This window comes from Nocardioides perillae, assembly GCF_013409425.1.
Lineage (GTDB): Bacteria > Actinomycetota > Actinomycetes > Propionibacteriales > Nocardioidaceae > Nocardioides > Nocardioides perillae.
This window is the reverse complement of the sequence record NZ_JACCAC010000001.1, coordinates 1,596,503-1,615,124: the sequence shown is the minus strand read 5'-3', so window position 1 is coordinate 1,615,124 and position 18,622 is coordinate 1,596,503. Positions and strand designations below refer to the sequence as shown.

14 protein-coding genes are annotated in these 18,622 nt (G+C 75.0%); 7 read left to right on the top strand and 7 right to left on the bottom strand.

Going from position 1 to position 18,622, the window contains the following annotated elements; translation table 11 throughout:
* The first annotated feature begins 7 nt into the window (after nt 1-7).
* Nucleotides 8-286 carry a hypothetical protein gene (locus BJ989_RS07450; protein ID WP_179517661.1) on the top strand — a complete coding sequence of 93 codons (279 nt, stop codon included), beginning with the start codon at nt 8-10 and terminating at the stop codon, nt 284-286.
* Between the two features lie 874 nt (nt 287-1,160).
* On the opposite strand, the gene BJ989_RS17595 is transcribed toward BJ989_RS07450, so the two are convergent.
* The 6 genes from BJ989_RS17595 to BJ989_RS07425 all read right to left on the bottom strand — a co-directional run bounded on the left by BJ989_RS17595 (nt 1,161) and on the right by BJ989_RS07425 (nt 5,836).
* Nucleotides 1,161-1,688 carry a GNAT family N-acetyltransferase gene (locus BJ989_RS17595; RefSeq protein WP_343049166.1) on the bottom strand — a complete coding sequence of 176 codons (528 nt, stop codon included), beginning with the start codon at nt 1,686-1,688 and terminating at the stop codon, nt 1,161-1,163.
* Complete coding sequence (locus BJ989_RS07440) at nt 1,685-2,470, bottom strand: LLM class flavin-dependent oxidoreductase (RefSeq protein WP_179517660.1); 786 nt, start codon at nt 2,468-2,470, stop codon at nt 1,685-1,687. Before BJ989_RS07440 ends, BJ989_RS17595 begins: the two co-directional genes overlap by 4 nt.
* Nucleotides 2,467-2,922: a GtrA family protein gene (locus BJ989_RS07435; RefSeq protein WP_179517659.1), complete on the bottom strand. Its 456-nt coding sequence runs from the start codon at nt 2,920-2,922 to the stop codon at nt 2,467-2,469. The genes BJ989_RS07440 and BJ989_RS07435 overlap by 4 nt, the downstream gene beginning before the upstream one ends.
* A gap of 56 nt (nt 2,923-2,978) precedes the next feature.
* On the bottom strand, nt 2,979-4,187 hold the full coding sequence (locus BJ989_RS07430) for an acyl-CoA dehydrogenase family protein (RefSeq protein ID WP_179517658.1): 1,209 nt from the start codon (nt 4,185-4,187) through the stop codon (nt 2,979-2,981).
* A 120-nt stretch (nt 4,188-4,307) separates the two neighbouring features.
* Nucleotides 4,308-4,409, bottom strand: a complete 102-nt coding sequence (locus tag BJ989_RS18995) for an MFS transporter small subunit (protein ID WP_425489985.1) — start codon at nt 4,407-4,409, stop codon at nt 4,308-4,310.
* Nucleotides 4,406-5,836, bottom strand: a complete 1,431-nt coding sequence (locus BJ989_RS07425; protein WP_179517657.1) for an MFS transporter — start codon at nt 5,834-5,836, stop codon at nt 4,406-4,408. The genes BJ989_RS18995 and BJ989_RS07425 overlap by 4 nt, the downstream gene beginning before the upstream one ends.
* A gap of 231 nt (nt 5,837-6,067) precedes the next feature.
* On the opposite strand from BJ989_RS07425, the gene BJ989_RS07420 reads away from it, so the two are divergent.
* The 6 genes from BJ989_RS07420 to BJ989_RS07395 all read left to right on the top strand — a co-directional run bounded on the left by BJ989_RS07420 (nt 6,068) and on the right by BJ989_RS07395 (nt 15,493).
* Complete coding sequence (locus BJ989_RS07420) at nt 6,068-7,861, top strand: ATP-binding protein (RefSeq protein ID WP_179517656.1); 1,794 nt, start codon at nt 6,068-6,070, stop codon at nt 7,859-7,861.
* Nucleotides 7,862-7,931: 70 nt separating this feature from the next.
* A complete protein-coding gene (locus BJ989_RS07415; RefSeq protein ID WP_179517655.1) occupies nt 7,932-9,107 on the top strand; it encodes a hypothetical protein in 1,176 nt (391 codons plus the stop codon).
* Nucleotides 9,104-9,748, top strand: a complete 645-nt coding sequence (locus BJ989_RS07410; RefSeq protein ID WP_179517654.1) for a hypothetical protein — start codon at nt 9,104-9,106, stop codon at nt 9,746-9,748. Before BJ989_RS07415 ends, BJ989_RS07410 begins: the two co-directional genes overlap by 4 nt.
* A gap of 12 nt (nt 9,749-9,760) precedes the next feature.
* On the top strand, nt 9,761-11,008 hold the full coding sequence (locus tag BJ989_RS07405; protein WP_179517653.1) for a hypothetical protein: 1,248 nt from the start codon (nt 9,761-9,763) through the stop codon (nt 11,006-11,008).
* 34 nt (nt 11,009-11,042) lie between these two features.
* Nucleotides 11,043-12,032, top strand: coding sequence for an LLM class F420-dependent oxidoreductase (locus tag BJ989_RS07400; protein ID WP_179517652.1), 990 nt, complete (start codon nt 11,043-11,045; stop codon nt 12,030-12,032).
* 59 nt (nt 12,033-12,091) lie between these two features.
* Nucleotides 12,092-15,493: a pyruvate carboxylase gene (locus tag BJ989_RS07395; RefSeq protein WP_179517651.1), complete on the top strand. Its 3,402-nt coding sequence runs from the start codon at nt 12,092-12,094 to the stop codon at nt 15,491-15,493.
* 86 nt (nt 15,494-15,579) lie between these two features.
* Here the strand turns inward: BJ989_RS07395 and BJ989_RS07390 are convergent, their stop codons facing one another.
* Complete coding sequence (locus BJ989_RS07390) at nt 15,580-18,528, bottom strand: M36 family metallopeptidase (protein ID WP_179517650.1); 2,949 nt, start codon at nt 18,526-18,528, stop codon at nt 15,580-15,582.
* Nucleotides 18,529-18,622: the final 94 nt, after the last annotated feature.

Sequence of the window (18,622 nt, the reverse complement as noted above, 5' to 3'; positions counted from 1 at the left end):
GACCCTCGTGCACGTCTTCGTCCGGCCCACCCAGCGCTTCCTGGCCTGCCACGTCTGCGGCGGGCTGCTCTTCGCCCGTCGCGAGGTCAAGATGACGACCACCGGCATGACCTTCTTCGACCTCGACTGGCTCAACCGGTCCGCCGAGGGCGTCATCTGCGTGCGCTGCGGCTTCGTGCACACCTTCATGGGCGAGGCGCACCAGTGGGTCGCACCAGCCGACGTCGACCCCGCCGACCTGCCGGCCGACCCGCTGGCCGGCCGCGGACCGGGGAGCGACGGCTGAGGCACGACCGGACAGCGGAGCAGGTCGCCCGGCCCCAGGACTCCGTCCACCGCGGGAGCTCGTGGGGGTGGTCACGACGTGTGATCTGCGACGGCGGCCCAGGCCGCGCTGGCGGCCGAGCTCGACGCCTCGCAGCGCGCCGCCCGAGCCGCGGCCGGGGTGCCGGCCGCGCGGCAGGGGCGCGGTGTCGCTCACCAGGTCGCGCTCGCCCGGCGCGAGTCGCCGCACCGCGGTCAGCAGCACCTCGGCCTCGCCACCGTGGTGCACGCGAGCTGCCGTCCACCTGGAGCGCGTGGCGCACCGGCCGGATCGACGAGTGGAGGGCCACGGTCCTCGCGCGCGAGACCGCCTGCCTCAGCCTGGAGGATCGCCTGACGGTCGACGCGACGATCGCCGGCGACGCCGAGCAGCCGGAGGCGATGAGCACCGGCGAGCTGACGGGGCCGGCGCGGTCCGCCGCGGCGGAGCTCGACGCGGCCGCCGTGGCGAAGCGGCGGCGCAAGGCCGAGCAGGACCGGCACGTGAGCATCCGCCCGGCCCCCGACACGATGGCCTACGTGACGGCGCTGCTGCCGGTGCGCGAGGGCGTCGCCGTGCACGCTCCACGTCGTCGACCACGCCGAGGGCGGCGCCACCGACGGGGTCAACGCCCAGGGGCTGTGCGAGGCGTGCAACCACGCCGAGCAGGCGCCGGGGTGGCGGGCCCGACCCGGCCCGCCCGACGCCGGGCACGAGGTCGTCACCACCACGCCCACCGGCCACCGCTACCGGAGCCGACCACCCGCGGTGGCCCGCATCCGCCACAGCCCGGTCGACGTCGAGCTCAGCCTCGACTTCGTCCTGGCCGGTGGACGCCGTCGGTCCGACCCCGGGCTCAGGCGCGCGCCAACGAGGTCGCCATCACCAGCTCGCGGCGCACCCCGTCGGCCATCAGCCCGCTGACCTCGCCGGACAGCCGGAACCCGTGACGCTCGTAGAGGGCGATGGCTGTCGCGTTGTCCTCGGCCACCGAGAGCCGCAGCACCCCGGCTCGGCGCTCGCGCGCCCACCGCACCACCTCGGCGACGAGGGCGTCGGCCACGCCGCGCCCGCGCGCGGCGGGGGCGACCCACAGCGAGATCAGCTCGGCGACGCCGTCGTCCTCGGTGGGCACGCCGCTGACCATGCCCACCGCCTCACCGCCCGCCCCGCCCCCGAGCCGGGCGACGACGTCGTGCGCTCCGGGGATGCTCAGCCGGCCCCGCCACCGCTCCTCGGTGTCGCCCGCACCCGTCCAGTCCGCGAGCCGGGAGCCGAAGGCCTGCGGCGCCTCGGACAGCGCGGCGAGGCGCAGCGCACGCCACGTCGGCCAGTCGTCGGCGGTGAGCACCTCGATCCGTGTCCCGGCCTCGGCGGCGGTCACGGGCCCGCGTCGACCACGCGGCGCACCGCGTCGAGGTCGAGGTCGTAGGGCCCGATGCGGGTCAGCACCCAGGAGGCGCCGCGGTCGAGCCAGGGCGCGGGGTCGTCGTCGACGGTGAGGTCGACGACGACGTCGAAGCCGGGCCGCGGGTCGTGCGCGGCGAGGTCCGCCGTGACCCGGTCGAGGTCGGCCGGGCCGTCGAGCCCGATGACGAAGAAGCCGTCGTGGCGCGCGGCCCGCCGCACGGGCGCGCGGTTGCCGAACCGCCCGACCAGCCAGAGCGGCACCTCGGCGGCCGGCCGGAAGCGCGCGCCGCGGGCGGTGTGGTGATCGCCGTCGTGGTCCACCGGCTCGCCCGAGAGCAGCGCGGTGAGCACCTCGAGGCCCTCGTCGAGCATCCTGGCGCACACCCGGGGGTCCGACTCGTCGCCGAAGTCGCTGAACTCCCCCACCCCGTCGTCGCCGAGGCCCAGCCCGAGGACGAAGCGGCCCCGGGACAGCGCGGCCAGGCTGGCGGCCTGGCGGGCCACGACGTGGGGCCGGCGGCGCGCCAGCGGCGTCACCATCGGCCCGAGGAGCAGCCGCTCGGTGCGCAGCGCGACGGCCGCGCAGCACGTCCAGGCGTCGGCGACGGCCTCGACCCGGTCGCCGTACTGCACGTGGTCCCAGACGAAGAACCCCTCCCAGCCGGCGGCCTCCGCGCGCGCGGCGAGGTCGCCGACCTCCGCGGGGTCGGCGAGGGCGTCGAAGGGCGCGACGAAGAGCCCGCGTCGGGCGCTCACGCCGCGAGCACCGCGGCGGGCCGCCGGAAGACGAAGGCGCGGAAGAGCCAGAAGCGCGCCGCGGTGCCGAGCAGCAGGCCCACGACGTTGGCCGCGACGTTGTCGCTCAGCGGGTCGGCGAGCCCGAGCAGGTCGCGACTGGCCCACAGGCACGCGATCGGCAGCAGCATGGTGGCGAGGTTGACCGCCACGAAGGCGGTGCGCCCGCCGTCGGCGTGCACGGGCGGGCGGTGGCGGAAGGCCCAGTGCCGGCTGCCGCGGTAGCTCACGACCATCCCGACGAGGTTCGCCACGACGTACGCCGTGATGGGGCGGTCGGCGAGCGGCGCACCGTCGTCGCCGGGCCCGTGCAGCAGCGCGTTGAAGAGCGCGAGCGACACGAGCGTGGCCAGGCCGCCGACGGCGAGGAAGCGCCCCACCTCGGCCGGCAGCCGCTCCCCCCGTGTGCCCACGAGGCCCGAGGCTAGCGGGCGCGGCCGGTCGGGGCGGACGGCCGGTGCGACCCGGTCTACTCCACCGGCAGGCCGAGACCGCGCGCGATGAGCATGCGCTGCACCTCGGACGTCCCCTCGCCGACCTCGAGCACCTTGGCGTCGCGGTAGAAGCGCGCGGCGGGGTACTCCTCCATGAAGCCGTAGCCGCCGAAGACCTGGGTGGCGATGCGGGTGGCGGTGACGGCCGACTCGGTGCTGTGCAGCTTCGCGACGGCGGCGGCCTGCTTGAACTGCGCGAAGGTCGGGGCGCCGGGGCCGCCGGCGTCCATCGCGTCCTTGATCGCGGCCGCGCGGTAGGTGAGCAGCCGTGACGTGTGCAGCAGCACCTCGAGGTCGGCGATCTGGAAGGCCACGCCCTGCTTGCGCCCGATCGGGCCGCCGAAGGTCTGCCGCTCGCCGGCGTAGGCCACCGACATGTCGAGGCAGGCCTGGATGCAGCCGACCGACAGCGCGGAGATCGCCACGCGGCCGTCGTCGAGGGTGGCGAGGAACTGCGCGTAGCCGCGGCCGCGCTGACCGAGCAGGTGGTCGGCGGGCACCCGCACGTCCTCGAACGTCAGCGGGTGGGTGTCGGAGGCGTGCCAGCCGAGCTTGTCGTAGGCCTTCTCGACCGTGAACCCCGGCGTGCCGGAGGGGATCGTGATCGCGGAGATCTCGGGGCGGCCGTCCTCGCGCGTGCCGGTGCGGGCGGTCACCGTGACCAGCGAGGTGATCGACGAGCCGGAGTTGGTGATGAACTGCTTGGCGCCGTCGACGACCCACTCGTCGCCGTCGAGCGCGGCCTTGGTGCGCGTCGCGCCGGCGTCGGAGCCGGCGCCGGGCTCGGTGAGCCCGAAGCCGGCGAGGCGCTCCCCGGCGACGAGGGCGGGGAGCCAGCGCTCCTTCTGCTCCTGCGTGCCGTAGGTCAGGATCGGGTTGATGCCCAGGCCCACGCCGGCCTGCAGCGTGATGCCCATCGACTGGTCGACGCGGCCGATCTCCTCGATCGCCAGGCACAGGCTGGTGAAGCCGCCGTCCTCGCCGGCCATGCCCGCCCCGCCGAACTCCTCGGGCGCGGTGAGGCCGAAGAGCCCCAGCTTGCCCATCTGCTCCACGACGTCGACCGGGAAGTGGTGCTCGCGGTCCCACTGCGCGGCGTGCGGCGCGATCTCGGCCTCCGCGAACTCGCGGACGCTGCGGCGGAACTCCTCGTGCTCGCGGGACAGCTCGAAGCCAGTGCTCATGGGGACGATGCTACCGGCTCGGTTAGCGATCGTTAACCCTCGTGCTCCGACGAGCCTCGGACGCAGGACGGGGGCGGACCGCCGTGGCGGTCCGCCCCCGTCGAGGGCTCACGGGCGGGGTCAGCCCGTGAAGAGGTTCGAGGCGCGTCGGACGGTCTCGAAGATGCCGTAGGCCAGCGGGATGCCGACGAGGGCCCAGGCCCCGGCGATGCGGGCGGTCATGCGTTGCTCCTCTGGGTGGGGGCGCCGCGGTGCGCGGGGGCACCGTCCGCGGCGTCGGTGACGGGGCTCGGCTCGTGGAAGCGCTCCGAGACCGGGGTGATCAGCAGGTTGGCCACGAAGCCGACGACGAGCACGCCGACCATGGTCAGCAGCGCGGGCCGGTAGTCACCGGCCACCAGCGCGCCGGGCGTGCCCTGCGCGTCGAGGAAGCCGTTGATGATGAGCGGCCCGGCCACGCCGGCGGCCGCCCACGCGGTGAGCAGCCGGCCGTGGATCGCGCCGACCTGGTAGGTGCCGAAGAGGTCGCGCAGGTAGGCCGGCACGGTCGCGAAGCCGCCGCCGTAGAAGCTGATGATGATGCCGGCGAGCAGCACGAAGAGCACCGTCGAGCTCGACCCGGCCAGCGCGAGGAGGGCGTAGAGCACGACGCCGACGCCGAGGTAGACCATGTAGATCGGCTTGCGGCCGATCACGTCGGACGTCGAGGACCAGGCGAAGCGGCCCGCCATGTTGAAGAGCGAGAGCACGCCGACGAAGCCGCCGGCCGCGGCGGCCGTCACGGTGGAGGCGTCACCCTCGCGGAAGAAGTCCTGGATCATCGGCGAGGCCTGCTCGAGGATGCCGATGCCGGCGGTGACGTTGCAGAAGAGCACCGTCCACAGCAGCCAGAACTGCTTGGTCTTGATCGCGTTGTTGGCCGAGACGCTGGCGGTCGTGACCATCGACTTCTGCTTCACGGACGCGGGGTCCCAGCCCTCGGGCTTCCAGTCCGCCGCGGGCACGCGCACCGTGAAGGCGCCGAACATCATGAAGGCGAAGTAGACCAGGCCGAGCGTGACGAAGAGCGAGGCCACCGCGCCGCCGCTGGCGACCGTCGAGGGGTCGCTCGGGTCGTAGGAGGAGTCGTAGAGCGCCATCAGGCGACCGCTCACCGGGCTCGCGATCAGCGCGCCGCCGCCGAAGCCCATGATCGCCATGCCGGTCGCGAGGCCAGGGCGGTCCGGGAACCACTTGATGAGGGTCGAGACCGGCGAGATGTAGCCGATGCCGAGGCCGATGCCGCCCAGCACGCCGTAGCCGAGGTAGACCAGCCACAGCTGCTCGGTGGAGATGCCGAGGGCGCCGACGAGGAAGCCCGCCGACCAGAAGCAGGCCGCGGTGAACATCGCGGCACGCGGGCCGTTGCGGTCGACCCAGGTGCCGAAGGCGGCAGCCGAGAGGCCGAGCATCACGATGGCGATCGAGAAGATGAGGCCGATCGCGGTCAGGCTCGTGTCGAAGTGCTCGACCAGCGCGCTCTTGTAGACGCTGGTGGCGTAGGCCTGGCCGATGCACAGGTGCACGGCGAGGGCAGCAGGGGGGATCAGCCACCGGGAGTAGCCGGGCGCGGCGACGGTGCGCTCGCGCGAGAGGAACGCTGGGACCACAGGGGCACGTCCGATCGTGAGGTGGTTGAAACTGGGCGGATCTTGTCTACCCGGTCGGTGGTGACGGAGACCACACCCCACGCCGGGGATCGGCGAGCGGTCGGTCCGGCGCGGTGAACGGGCGGTCGCGCCCGTGTCGGACCCCACACCCCGGGACCGGAGCCAGCCCCTAGACTCCGATGGCCGTGCGGGGCTCCCCCGCGCCCCCGAGCAGACCCACGAGGAGCGAGCGTGTCGCAGGTCAAGCCGTTGCAGAAGGTCCTGATCGCCAACCGCGGCGAGATCGCGGTGCGGGTGATCCGCGCCTGCCGGGACGCCGGCATCGGCAGCGTCGCGGTCTACGCCGAGCCCGACCGCGAGGCCCTCCACGTCCGGCTCGCCGACGAGGCCCACTCGCTCGAGGGCGCGACCCCGGCCGACTCCTACCTCTCGATCGAGAAGATCATCGCCGTCGCGCAGAGGTCCGGGGCCGACTCGGTGCACCCCGGCTACGGCTTCCTCGCCGAGAACGCCGACTTCGCCCAGGCGGTCATCGACGCCGGGCTGACCTGGATCGGTCCCCCGCCGGCCGCGATCGAGGCCCTCGGCGACAAGGCGAAGGCCAAGCAGATCGCGCAGCGCGCGAACGCCCCCCTCGCCCCCGGCACCAAGGACCCGGTCGCCGACGCCGACGAGGTCGTCGAGTTCGCGAAGGCCAACGGCCTGCCGGTCGCCATCAAGGCGGTCTTCGGCGGCGGTGGCCGCGGCCTCAAGGTCGCGCGCACGCTCGAGGAGATCCCCGACGCCTACGAGTCGGCCGTGCGCGAGGCGGTCGCCGCCTTCGGTCGCGGCGAGTGCCTGGTCGAGAAGTTCCTGGACAAGCCGCGCCACGTCGAGACGCAGTGCCTCGCCGACCAGCACGGCAACGTCGTCGTCGTGTCGACGCGCGACTGCTCGCTGCAGCGCCGCCACCAGAAGCTGGTCGAGGAGGCGCCCGCGCCGTTCCTCACCGACGACCAGCTGCAGCGCCTCTACGACTCCTCGAAGGCGATCCTGCGCGAGGCGGGCTACTACGGCGCCGGCACCTGCGAGTTCCTCGTCGCCAAGGACGGCACGATCTCCTTCCTCGAGGTCAACACCCGCCTGCAGGTCGAGCACTGCGTCTCCGAGGAGGTCACCGGCATCGACCTGGTGCGCGAGATGTTCCGCATCGCCGCGGGCGAGGAGCTCGGCTACGACGACCCGGAGATCCGCGGCCACTCCATCGAGTTCCGCATCAACGCCGAGGACGGCGGGCGCGGCTTCATGCCCGCCCCCGGCACGCTCTCGGCCTGGAGCCCGCCGCAGGGCCCCGGTGTCCGCGTCGACGGCGGCTACGAGAACGGCGAGACCGTCCCCGGTGCCTTCGACTCGCTCATCGCGAAGCTGATCGTCACCGGCCGCGACCGCACCCAGGCGATCGAGCGCTCGCGCCGCGCCCTCGCAGAGTTCACCGTCGACGGCATGCCGACCGTCATCCCCTTCCACCGCACCGTGCTCGAGGACCCGGCCTACGTCGCGTCCTCGAACCCCTCGGGCGAGGGCGAGTTCACCGTCTACACCACCTGGATCGAGACCGACTTCGACAACCAGATCGAGCCCTACGCCGGCGACACGGCCGAGGCCGACGAGCCGGAGGAGCGCCAGCGGGTCACCGTCGAGGTCGCCGGCAAGCGTCTCGAGGTCGTCCTGCCGGCCGGCATCGGCGGGCTGGGTGGCGGCGCGGCCACCGGTGGCGGCGCGAAGAAGCCCAAGCGCAAGAAGGGCGGGGCCGGAGGCGGCGCGGCATCCGGCGACGCCGTGACCTCGCCGATGCAGGGCACCGTCGTCAAGGTCACCGTCGAGGAGGGCCAGGAGGTCGCCGAGGGCGACACCGTGGTCGTCATCGAGGCGATGAAGATGGAGCAGCCCCTCAAGGCCCACAAGGCCGGCACCGTCACCGGCCTCAGCGCCGAGGTCGGCGCGACCGTCACCAACGGCGCGGTCATCTGCGAGCTGAAGGACTGAGCTGAGCCGGCGGCCCGACGAGGCGGCGCGCACGGTCGAGCAGCTGCTCGACCGGGTGCAGGACGACCCCGTGGTCGTCCACACCGTCCTGGGGTCCGGCGACACGGCCGCGGTCGAGGCCGGCCTGCTGCGGCTCGTCGAGGACGTCCGCGCGCAGGGTGTCTCGACGTACGTCGTGCTCGTGCAGGAGCCGGTCGGCCTCGCCGCCGAGGACCCCGCCGCCGACCTGGCCCTCCGGGTGCGGGCCGCGGCCGAGCAGCGCGGCGAGGACGCCGTCGCGGTGGTCGTGGGGTTCCCGGGCGAGCTGCTCGCGGTCGAGACGACCGGTCTTCCCCTCTCCGCCACCGAGGTCTCGCTCGAGGCCTACGACGCCCGGGAGCAGGTGCGCACCGGGCTGCCCGACGACCCCGAGGGCCTGGCGGTGCGACCGACCACGGCCGGCGAGGCCGCCGCGACGCTGTCGGCCCTGACGGGGCTGCGCGAGGCCGACCCCGACGCGGCCGAGGACCGGCTGCCCGACCTCGACGCCGGCACGGTGGGCGCGCTCCGGGAGGAGCCGTGGGTGCAGCGCATCGAGGGCTACGACCCGGACGCGGACTCCTGGACCACCGAGCCGGGCACCGGCCTGGTGGTCGGCACCGCCGTCGCGGTCGCCCTGCTGCCGGTGGCCTGGCGGCTGCTCCGCGCGCGGCGGGCCGTTCCGACCCGGTCGGCGGCTCGGGGTGGCCGGGCGCGCGCCGGGGCCGCGCCCGACGAGCGGGCCCTCGCCGCGGCGGACCTGCGGCGGCTGGACGGCGCCCTCGCACGCGGGCGGCCGCGCGGCACGACCGAGGCGCAGTGGCAGCAGCGTCGTGACCTCGCGGCCCGCGCGCACGACGAGGCCGCCCGGCTGCTCGAGGACCCGAGGGCCCGGCAGGTCGACCTGGTCGGCGCCCGGGTGCTGGCCCAGGTCGGTCTGGCCTCGCTGGCCGGCCGTCCCGCCTACCACCCGTGCTTCGTCGACCCCCGCCACGGCGCCGCGAGCACGACGATCCGCGCGGGCGGGGAGGTCCCCGCGTGCGGGTCGTGCGCGGCGACCGCCCGCGCCGGCCGCGCCCCGGCCCCGCTGCGCCGTCGCACCGGGCTGCTGCGTCGCGACCGCCCCTACTGGGAGAGCGACGACGTCTGGGGTCGCACCGGGCTCGGCGCGCTCACCGACGACCTGCCCGCCGAGGTGGCCGCCGACCGGCGCGGGGAGGGGCGGTGACCGGCCGCCGCGCGGACGCCGCGCTCGCCCTCGCCGTCTGCGGCGTGCTCGGCACGGTCGCCGGGACCGCCTGGGCGCTCACGGCGGGGAGCACGGAGCCCGAGCAGGCCCCGCCCGGTGACCGGGTGCGCGCGGCCCTGGCCGACTTCGAGCGCGGCGACCACCTGCACGTCGCCCCCGACGCCCGCGCCCGGTTGTCCGCCGTCGACGAGGAGCGCCTCGAGCGCACCGTCGCCGCCGTCGACCCGCCCCTCTACGTCGCCCTCTGGGACGGCGACGCCGAGGCGGGCTACTACCTCGAGGGCGACGCCGCCGACCAGCTCGCCGCCCGCGGCCCCTCCGACGGCGTGTACGTCGTGTGGTCCGACCCCGGCGAGGCCAGCGCCAGCGCGCGCGGCGGCCGCGCGCCGTACGTCGACCGCGGGCTGCTGCTCGGCGAGGCCCGGCTGCGGCTGCCGGAGGTCGCCGCCGCCGTGGCGGAGGAGGGACTGCAGGAACCGGGCGACGGCTACTGGGGCGGTCGCTCCGGCGCCGTCGCCGCCGGTGTCCTCGTCGGCGGCCTCGCCGCACCCGCCACCGCGCTGCTGCTCGTCGTGGGAGCATGGCTCGCGCGCCGGCGGCTGCCCGGCCGGTGGACCTGAAGGGGGGTCGCGGTGCAGGTGTCCGGGTCGTCGGCCGACGAGGTCGGCCAGGTGGCCGCGGGCCTGGCCGAGGACGGCGTGTGGGTGCACCCCTCCCTCGCCGGGGTCGTCGGCGGAGCGCGCGAGCGCGTGCTCGAGGACGCCGTGGCCGCCTCTCCCACCCCGGTCTTCGTGGTCGTGCACCCGCTGCCCTACGACGGCGCCTTCGGCGGCCGCGCCGACGAGCTGCTGACGCTCGTGCACGACCGCACCGGGGTCGACGGGCTCTACCTCGCGACCCCGGACCTCGGGGGCGAGGGCGCCCGGGTCGAGGGCCTGGGCTGGGACTCCCCCGTGGACGCCTGGCAGGTGACCTACGCCGCCACCGAGCAGGCGCTGGCCGAGGACGGCGACGCGGTCGACGCGCTCGTCGAGGCCGTCGACGTCGTGCGCGACGGCCGCGTCGCGGAGGCCTACCAGCAGGCGTCCGCCCTCGCCGAGGAGCGCTACGCCGCCGAGCAGGCGGAGCGCGGCGACGAGACCACGAGCACCGGCGCCGCGGGTGGGGGCAGCGGCGACGGCGACCTCGGCAGCGACGACGGCGGCGGGGTCGACCTCGTCGCCGGCCTGCTCCTGGTCGGCGTCATGACGGTGGTGGCCGTGGCGGTCCGCCGCACCCGCGCGACCCGCACCGCCCCCGCTCCGCCGGCCGGCTGGCGGCTGCCGGAGTCCGCCCTCGGACGGGTGCGCTCCGCGGAGGACCAGCGGCTCACCCGGCAGGCGCGCGCCGACCTGCTGCGCCTCGGCGAGGCGCTCGAGGCCCACGAGATCAGGCCCCGTGACGACCGCACCGCGTGGCAGGCCGCGCTGGACCACTACGAGGCCGCCGGGCGCCTCCTCGACGCCCCGTCGACCGTGCCGGGGCTCCGGGTGCTCGACACGGTCGGCGCCGTGGTCCTGGCCCGCCGCGGCAGCGCCGCGCTCCGCGCGGCCCGTGCGGAGACCACCTTCGCTCCCGCTCCCGTCTGCTTCCTCGACCCGCTGCACCCCTCGCCCCGCGGCCGGGCCGAGGTCGAGGTGGCCGGCCGACCGCTGTCGGTGCCGCTGTGCGGGGAGTGCCGCCGCTGCCTGCGGGAGGGGCGCGAGCCCGACGTGCTCGACGTCGAGCTGGACGGCCGTGCCGTGCACTACCTGGACACCGACACGGTGTGGGCGCGCACCGGTTACGGCGCCCTGCTGCCCGACCTCCTGCACGAGCTGCGGACCCGGCCGGGCGGGTGAGCCGCGCCTTGGCGGGGGCTGGTCCCGTGGGGACATGACCCGCTTCGGCTACACCCTCATGACCGAGCAGAACGGCCCGAAGGACCTGGTCCGCCACGCCGTGGCGGCCGAGCAGGTCGGCTTCGACTTCGAGGTCTCGAGCGACCACTACTTCCCGTGGCTCGCCGCGCAGGGGCACGCGCCGTACGCCTGGACGGTGCTGGGCGCGGTCGCCCACGCCACCGAGCGGGTCGACCTGATGACCTACGTGACCTGCCCGACCATCCGCTACCACCCCGCGGTCGTCGCGCAGAAGGCCGCGACGCTGCAGCTGCTGGCCGACGGCCGCTTCACCCTGGGCCTGGGCAGCGGGGAGAACCTCAACGAGCACGTCGTGGGCGAGGGCTGGCCCAGCGTCGACGTGCGCCAGGACATGCTCGAGGAGGCCGTCCACGTCATCCGCGCCCTGCACACGGGCGAGCTGGTCACCTGGGAGGGCCAGCACTTCCGGGTCGACTCCGCGCGGATCTGGGACTGCCCCGAGGGCGGGGTGCCGATCGGCCTGGCCGTCAGCGGGGATAAGTCGGTCGCGCGCTTCGCGCCGCTGGCCGACCACTTCGTCTCCACCGAGCCCGAGGCGGAGCTGATCACGGGCTGGAACGCCGCCGAGGGCGCGCCGCGCATCGGCGAGGGCGGTGCCCGCGCGGTCGGGCAGATCCCGATCTGCTGGGACCCCGACCTCGAGACCGCGAAGCAGCGGGCCCACGAGCAGTTCCGCTGGTTCGCCGGCGGCTGGTCGGTCAACGCCGACCTGCCCACCACCGCCGGCTTCGCGGGGGCCACCCAGTTCGTGCGGCCCGACGACGTCGCGGAGAACATCCCCTGCGGTCCCGACCTCGACGCGATCGTGGAGGGCGTGCGCCCCTTCTGGGAGGCCGGCTACACCGACGTCGCGCTGGTGCAGGTGGGCGGCGACTCGGTCGACCGCTTCCTCGACGAGGCCGCCGCCCCACTGCTCGAGAAGCTGCGCGCCGCCGCTCCCTGACCCTGCCACGGTACGGACGAGTAGGGCCGCGTCCGCCGGCCCGTCGATAGCCTGCCGCCATGTTCTCCAAGGTGCTGGTGGCCAACCGTGGCGAGATCGCGATCCGGGCGTTCCGCGCGGCCTACGAGCTGGGGGCGCGCACGGTCGCGGTCTTCCCGCACGAGGACCGCGGCTCCGAGCACCGCCTGAAGGCCGACGAGGCCTACGAGATCGGCGAGCGCGGCCACCCGGTGCGCGCCTACCTCGACCCGCAGGCGATCGTCGAGGTCGCGGTGCGCGCCGGGGCCGACGCGGTCTACCCGGGCTACGGCTTCTTGTCGGAGAACCCGGCGCTCGCCGAGGCCTGCGCCGAGGCCGGCATCACCTTCGTCGGCCCCACCTCCGACGTGCTCGAGCTCACCGGCAACAAGGCGCGGGCGATCGCCGCGGCGAAGGCCGCGGGCGTGCCGGTGCTGGCGAGCGTCGAGCCGTCGACCGACGTCGACGCGCTGCTGGCCGCGGCGGCCGACATGCCCTACCCCCTCTTCGTCAAGGCGGTCGCCGGCGGCGGGGGCCGCGGCATGCGCCGCGTCGACGAGGAGGGCGCCCTGCGCGAGGCGGTCGAGACCTGCATGCGCGAGGCCGAGGCCGCCTTCGGCGACCCCACGGTCTTCATCGAGCAGGCGGTGGTCGACCCCCGCCACATCGAGGTGCAGGTGCTCGCCGACGGCCAGGGCGGCGTCATCCACCTCTTCGAGCGCGACTGCTCGGTGCAGCGCCGCCACCAGAAGGTGGTCGAGATCGCCCCCGCGCCCAACCTCGACCCCGCGATCCGCGAGCGCATGTGTGCCGACGCGGTGCGCTTCGCCCGCGAGATCGGCTACCGCAACGCCGGCACGGTGGAGTTCCTGCTCGACCCGGAGGGCAACTACGTCTTCATCGAGATGAACCCCCGCATCCAGGTCGAGCACACCGTGACCGAGGAAGTCACCGACGTCGACCTGGTGCAGAGCCAGCTGCGCATCGCCTCCGGTGAGACGCTGGCGGACCTCGGGCTGTCCCAGGAGACGGTGCAGCTGCGCGGTGCCGCGCTGCAGTGCCGCATCACCACCGAGGACCCCGGCAACGGCTTCCGCCCCGACACGGGCCGCATCACGACCTACCGCTCCCCCGGCGGCGCCGGCGTCCGCCTCGACGGCGGCACGACGTACACCGGCGCCGAGGTCTCGGCCCACTTCGACTCCATGCTCGCCAAGCTCACGTGCCGCGGTCGCACCTTCGACAAGGCCGTCGAGCGCTCGCGCCGCGCGGTCGCGGAGTTCCGCATCCGCGGGGTCTCCACCAACATCCCCTTCCTGCAGGCGGTGCTCGACGACCCCGACTTCACGGCGGGCCGCATCACCACCTCCTTCATCGAGACCCACCCCGAGCTGCTGACCGCCCGCGCGCCGGGCGACCGCGGCACCAAGCTGCTGACCTACCTCGCCGACGTCACGGTCAACCAGCCGCACGGCCCGGCCCCGGTCGTGCTGGACCCGGCGTCCAAGCTGCCGCCGCTCGACCTCGACGTGCCCGCCCCCGACGGGACGCGCCAGCAGCTGCTCGCGCAGGGGCCCGAGGCCTTCGCGGCCGCGCTGCGCGCCCAGGACCGGGTGGCGGTCACCGACACCACCTTCCGCGACGCCCACCAGTCGCTGCTCGCCACCCGGGTGCGCACCCGCGACCTGCTCGCGGCCGCGGGCCACGTGGCCCGCACGACGCCCGAGCTGTGGTCGGTCGAGGCGTGGGGCGGGGCCACCTACGACGTGGCGCTGCGCTTCCTCGCCGAGGACCCCTGGGAGCGGCTGGCCGCGATGCGCCAGGCCGTGCCCAACATCTGCCTGCAGATGCTGCTGCGTGGGCGCAACACCGTCGGCTACACGCCCTACCCCACCGAGGTGACCGACGCCTTCGTGCAGGAGGCCGCCGACACCGGCATCGACGTCTTCCGCATCTTCGACGCGCTCAACGACGTCGAGCAGATGCGGCCCGCGATCGAAGCCGTGCGCGCGACCGGCACCACCGTCGCCGAGGTCGCGCTCTGCTACACCGGCGACCTCTCCGACCCCGGCGAGCGGCTCTACACCCTCGACTACTACCTCGGGCTCGCCGAGCGCATCGTCGAGGCCGGTGCGCACGTGCTGGCGATCAAGGACATGGCCGGGCTGCTGCGCGCCCCGGCGGCCCGCCGCCTGGTCACTGCGCTGCGCTCGGAGTTCGACCTCCCGGTGCACCTGCACACCCACGACACGGCCGGCGGCCAGCTGGCCACCCTGACAGCGGCGATCGAGTCGGGCGTCGACGCCGTCGACGCGGCCAGCGCCGCCCTCGCAGGGACCACGTCGCAGCCGCCGCTCTCGGCGCTGGTGTCGGCCACCGACCACGCGGAGCGCGAGACGGGGCTGAGCCTGGCCGCGGTCAACGCGCTCGAGCCCTACTGGGAGGCGGTGCGCCGCGTCTACGCGCCGTTCGAGTCCGGGCTGCCCTCCCCCACCGGTCGCGTCTACCGCCACGAGATCCCGGGCGGGCAGCTCTCCAACCTGCGCCAGCAGGCGATCGCGCTGGGCCTCGGCGAGAAGTTCGAGCAGATCGAGGACACCTACGCCGCCGCGAACGACATCCTCGGCAACGTCGTCAAGGTGACCCCCAGCTCCAAGGTGGTCGGCGACCTCGCGCTGCACCTGGTCGCGGTGGGGGCCGACCCGGCCGAGTTCGAGGCGGAGCCGCAGCGCTTCGACGTGCCCGACTCGGTCGTCGGCTTCCTCAACGGCGAGCTGGGCGACCCCCCGGGCGGCTGGCCCGAGCCCTTCCGCAGCCGGGCCCTCGAGGGCCGCACGTGGAAGCGGCCGGCCGAGGAGCTCACCGACGAGCAGGCCGCGGGCCTCGGCCTGCGTGGCGAGGCTGCCAGCCCGGCCACCCGCCGCCGCACGCTCAACGAGCTGCTCTTCCCCGGCCCGACGAAGGACTACCGCGCGTCGTGCGAGGCCTACGGCGACGTGTCGGTCCTGCCCACGCTGGAGTACCTCTACGGCCTGCGCCAGGGCGAGGAGCACGAGGTCGAGCTCGAGCCCGGCGTCCGCCTGCTGCTGGGCGTGCAGGCGGTCGGCGAGCCCGACGAGCGCGGCTACCGCACCGTCATGTGCACCCTCAACGGCCAGCTGCGCCCGATCTCGGTGCGCGACCGCTCCGTCGCCTCCGACGTGCCGAGCACCGAGAAGGCCGACACCTCCGACCCCGGCCACGTCGCCGCGCCCTTCCAGGGCGTGGTCACGGTCGTGGTCGAGGAGGGCGCGAGCGTCGCGGCCGGCGAGACCGTCGCCACCATCGAGGCGATGAAGATGGAGGCCTCCATCACCGCGCCCCGCGCCGGCACCGTGCAGCGGCTCGCGATCTCCGGCACCCAGGCGGTCGAGGGCGGCGACCTGGTGCTCGTGCTCGGCTGAGCGCACCCCCACACGCTTCCCTCACGCGACGAGGGCCCCGGGCGGTCGCCCGGGGCCCTCGTGCTGTGCTGCTGTCCTGCCTCGGCTCAGCGGCGGAAGGCCTGCAGCTCCGCGGCCCGCACGACCCGGGCGACCGACGGGGCGCCGGTGGCGCAGTCGGTCGTGGTCGCCGGGTCGTCGTCGAGCTCCCCGGCGAACTCCGGCCCGCCGGTGCACTGGTTGCTCACGACCTCGAGTCGCAGGTGCGTGGCCGTGGTGCGCGGGATCGCGAACGACGCGGCGTTGAGGTCGGGCGCGGTCGGGCGCATGCCGTCACCCGGGAAGGCGTCGGCCGGGCTCAGGAAGACCCGCTCGTACGCCGCGGGGTCGGCGCAGTCGGCGCCCGTGCTGGCGTCGCACGCGGAGATCGCGAACTGGCGCAGCGCGCTGAAGCGGGAGCCCGTCTCGTAGAACGCGCTGACGGCGACGCGGCCCACCTGCTGCGGCCGGTCGCCGGCGAGGTCGACGCTCACGCCGAGGCCCGCGGGTCCGCCGTCGCGCTCGGCCGTCCAGTCGGTCGCCTCGGTGCCGTCGAGCAGCGAGGCGGCGTCGGTGCCGTCGCCCGTCGCGGTCGCCCCGAGGGCGCTCGCGGCGAGGTTCTGCTCGAGCAGCACCGGCACGTCGCGGACCTGGCCGGCGCGGACGGTGAAGGTGAAGCGCTGGTGGCCGACCGTCGGGCCGACCGCGACCGCGTCGTAGGTGCCGGCGACCATGCGCGTGGTCGCACCGAGCTCGGTGGCCGGGTCGGTGTCGGCGACCGGGGTCGACTGGTCCTCGAACTCGCCGACGAAGATCTCGACCGGCGCGCCGGCCTGGGTGCCGGCCGGCACGAAGGTGACCTCGCCGTCGGCGCCCGTCGGGGTGGCGAAGCTCGGCACCGGGTCGGTGTCGTTCGGCCCGTCGGAGGAGGCACCCTCGCCGAGCCCGCGGCTGGCGAAGGCGTCCCAGAGCAGGTCCTGGTTGGCGCCGCCGAAGCGGAGCTGGTCGGCGACGAGCATCGCGTCGCGCATGTCGACCATCGAGACCCGGCCGGTGGCCGGCACGAGCAGCGAGTCGAAGAGCAGCTGCACCCAGCGGCGGCTGCCCGGGCACTGCTCCACGGGCGTGCGGCCCTCGGCGCAGGCGCGCAGCTCGGCCGGCGTGCCCGCGCCGTACCGGTCGACGAAGGCCTGGCGGACCGCAAAGTTGGTCGCGGACCAGATCTCGCCCTCGGAGTGCACGCTGGCGCCCACCACGTCGTAGCCGACGTTGGAGTAGTTCAGCGAGCTCCTCGACATGTCGAAGTTGCGGATGCCGGTGCGCTCGTCGCCGGTCACGTAGGCGCCGGTGACGAAGGGCGTGTCACCCATCGGCCGCTCGCCCAGCTCGACGAGGTACTCCATCGCGACCAGGTCGGACCAGCTCTCGCCCATGCCGCCGGCCTGGTAGCCGGACAGGCCGGCGTCGGGCCCGGCGATCATCCGGTTGGTGATGAGGTGGGTGTACTCGTGGCCGATGACGGTGCCGTCGAAGTCGCCGTCGACGCAGGGCACGTACGCCGCGCCGGCGATCGGCTGCCAGAGGTACATGTTGCTCCACGGGGCGACGCCGTCGGGCGTGGAGTACTGGTTGGCGTTGTCGCGGATGCCGAGCGCGGCGCCCGACTGGGCCTTGCCGACCTCGGGGTCGCCACCCTTGCCGCCACGGCCCAGGTTGTCCTGCTGGGCGTTCCAGGTCTCCTCGGTGAAGCCCAGCCCGTAGGCGAAGTCGTGCAGCCGGTTGTGGTGCGCGAAGAGGCTCGAGGTGGCGGCGTCGACGTCGTTGCCGTCGTCCCCGGTGAGCGCCTCGGGCGCGCAGCCGGACTCCTGCCAGGTGTTGTCGAAGGTGTAGAGGTAGTCCCGCGTCGTGCTGGGGGTGGCCGTGCGCTCCACCGCCCGCACGTTGGGCGCGAGGGCCCAGGACTTGCCGCTGACCGCGTTGTTGCCGAGCGTCGTGAGGCTCGGCTGGCCGGTGGCCGGGTCGACGTCCCACGGCGTGGCCGTCGACGCACCGGGCGCGAGGGTGTCGTCGCAGCCGGCGACCCCGGTCCAGCACCAGGTGTCGCGCTCGGTGGTGTCGAGGTCGGCCGGCGTGGCCGGGAAGAGCGACCAGCGCGGGTCGTCGTCGAGGTGGTCGACCAGGCTCTCGCGCACGAGCAGCTCGCCGGAGGTCGCGTCGACGAGCACGGTGAAGGCGGCCCCGTGGCCACCCTCCTCGGCGACCACGACCTCCCAGGCGCGGCGCATGCCCTCGGCCGCGGTCGGCACCGCGACCTCGCGGACCCGCAGCACGACGGCCTCGGAGGACTCGAGCTCCGCCAGCCGGACCGCGGCGTCGCTGGCGGCGGCCTCGTCGAGCGTCGCGGCCGGCAGGGCGCCGGTGTCGCGCGAGAGGCTCGAGGAGGCGTGCAGCACCTGCCCGTCGCGCACCGCGACGGTGACCAGGCCACCCTGGGTGGTGGGCAGGCCGCCGGCGCGCTGGCGCAGCGTGACCACGGCACCCTTGCCGACCGCGGTGACGGCCAGCGTCTCCAGGTCGTCGACCTGGGCGGGGGTCAGCGCGAAGAGGTCGCCGGACCGCGCGAGGTAGGCCCGGGCAGCGGCCTCGGGCTGCTGCGGCAGGCCGGTCGCGACGACGTCGCCGGTCGCGGCGACCGTGGCCGGCGTGCCGAGCTCGTTCCACTGCACGCGGCCGCCCGTGCGGCGGTCGGCCGAGCGCTGGGCGGCGGTGGGCGGCAGGCTGCCGCGACGACGGTCGACGTCGTCGTGGGAGTGGCCCTCGTGGTCGCCGTGCCGGGCGTGCTCGCCGGGCGCGTGCGCGGCCGCGTCGGGGCCGAGCATCCCGCCGGCGGGGGCGAGGGTGGGGGGACGGGGACGGTCCTGCGGTTGGGCACTGGCCACGGAGGTGAAGGGACTACCGACGCCCGCGAGGGCGAGGGCTGCGACACCTGCGATGGCACCCGAGACGGTGCGGCGCATCTGCTTCCTCTGCTGTGGGGTGTGTGGTGCCCGCGGCTGGTCGCCGCGGACGGTGGCACTGTGCCACGCGTCACACCCCGGCGCCAGACCGTCC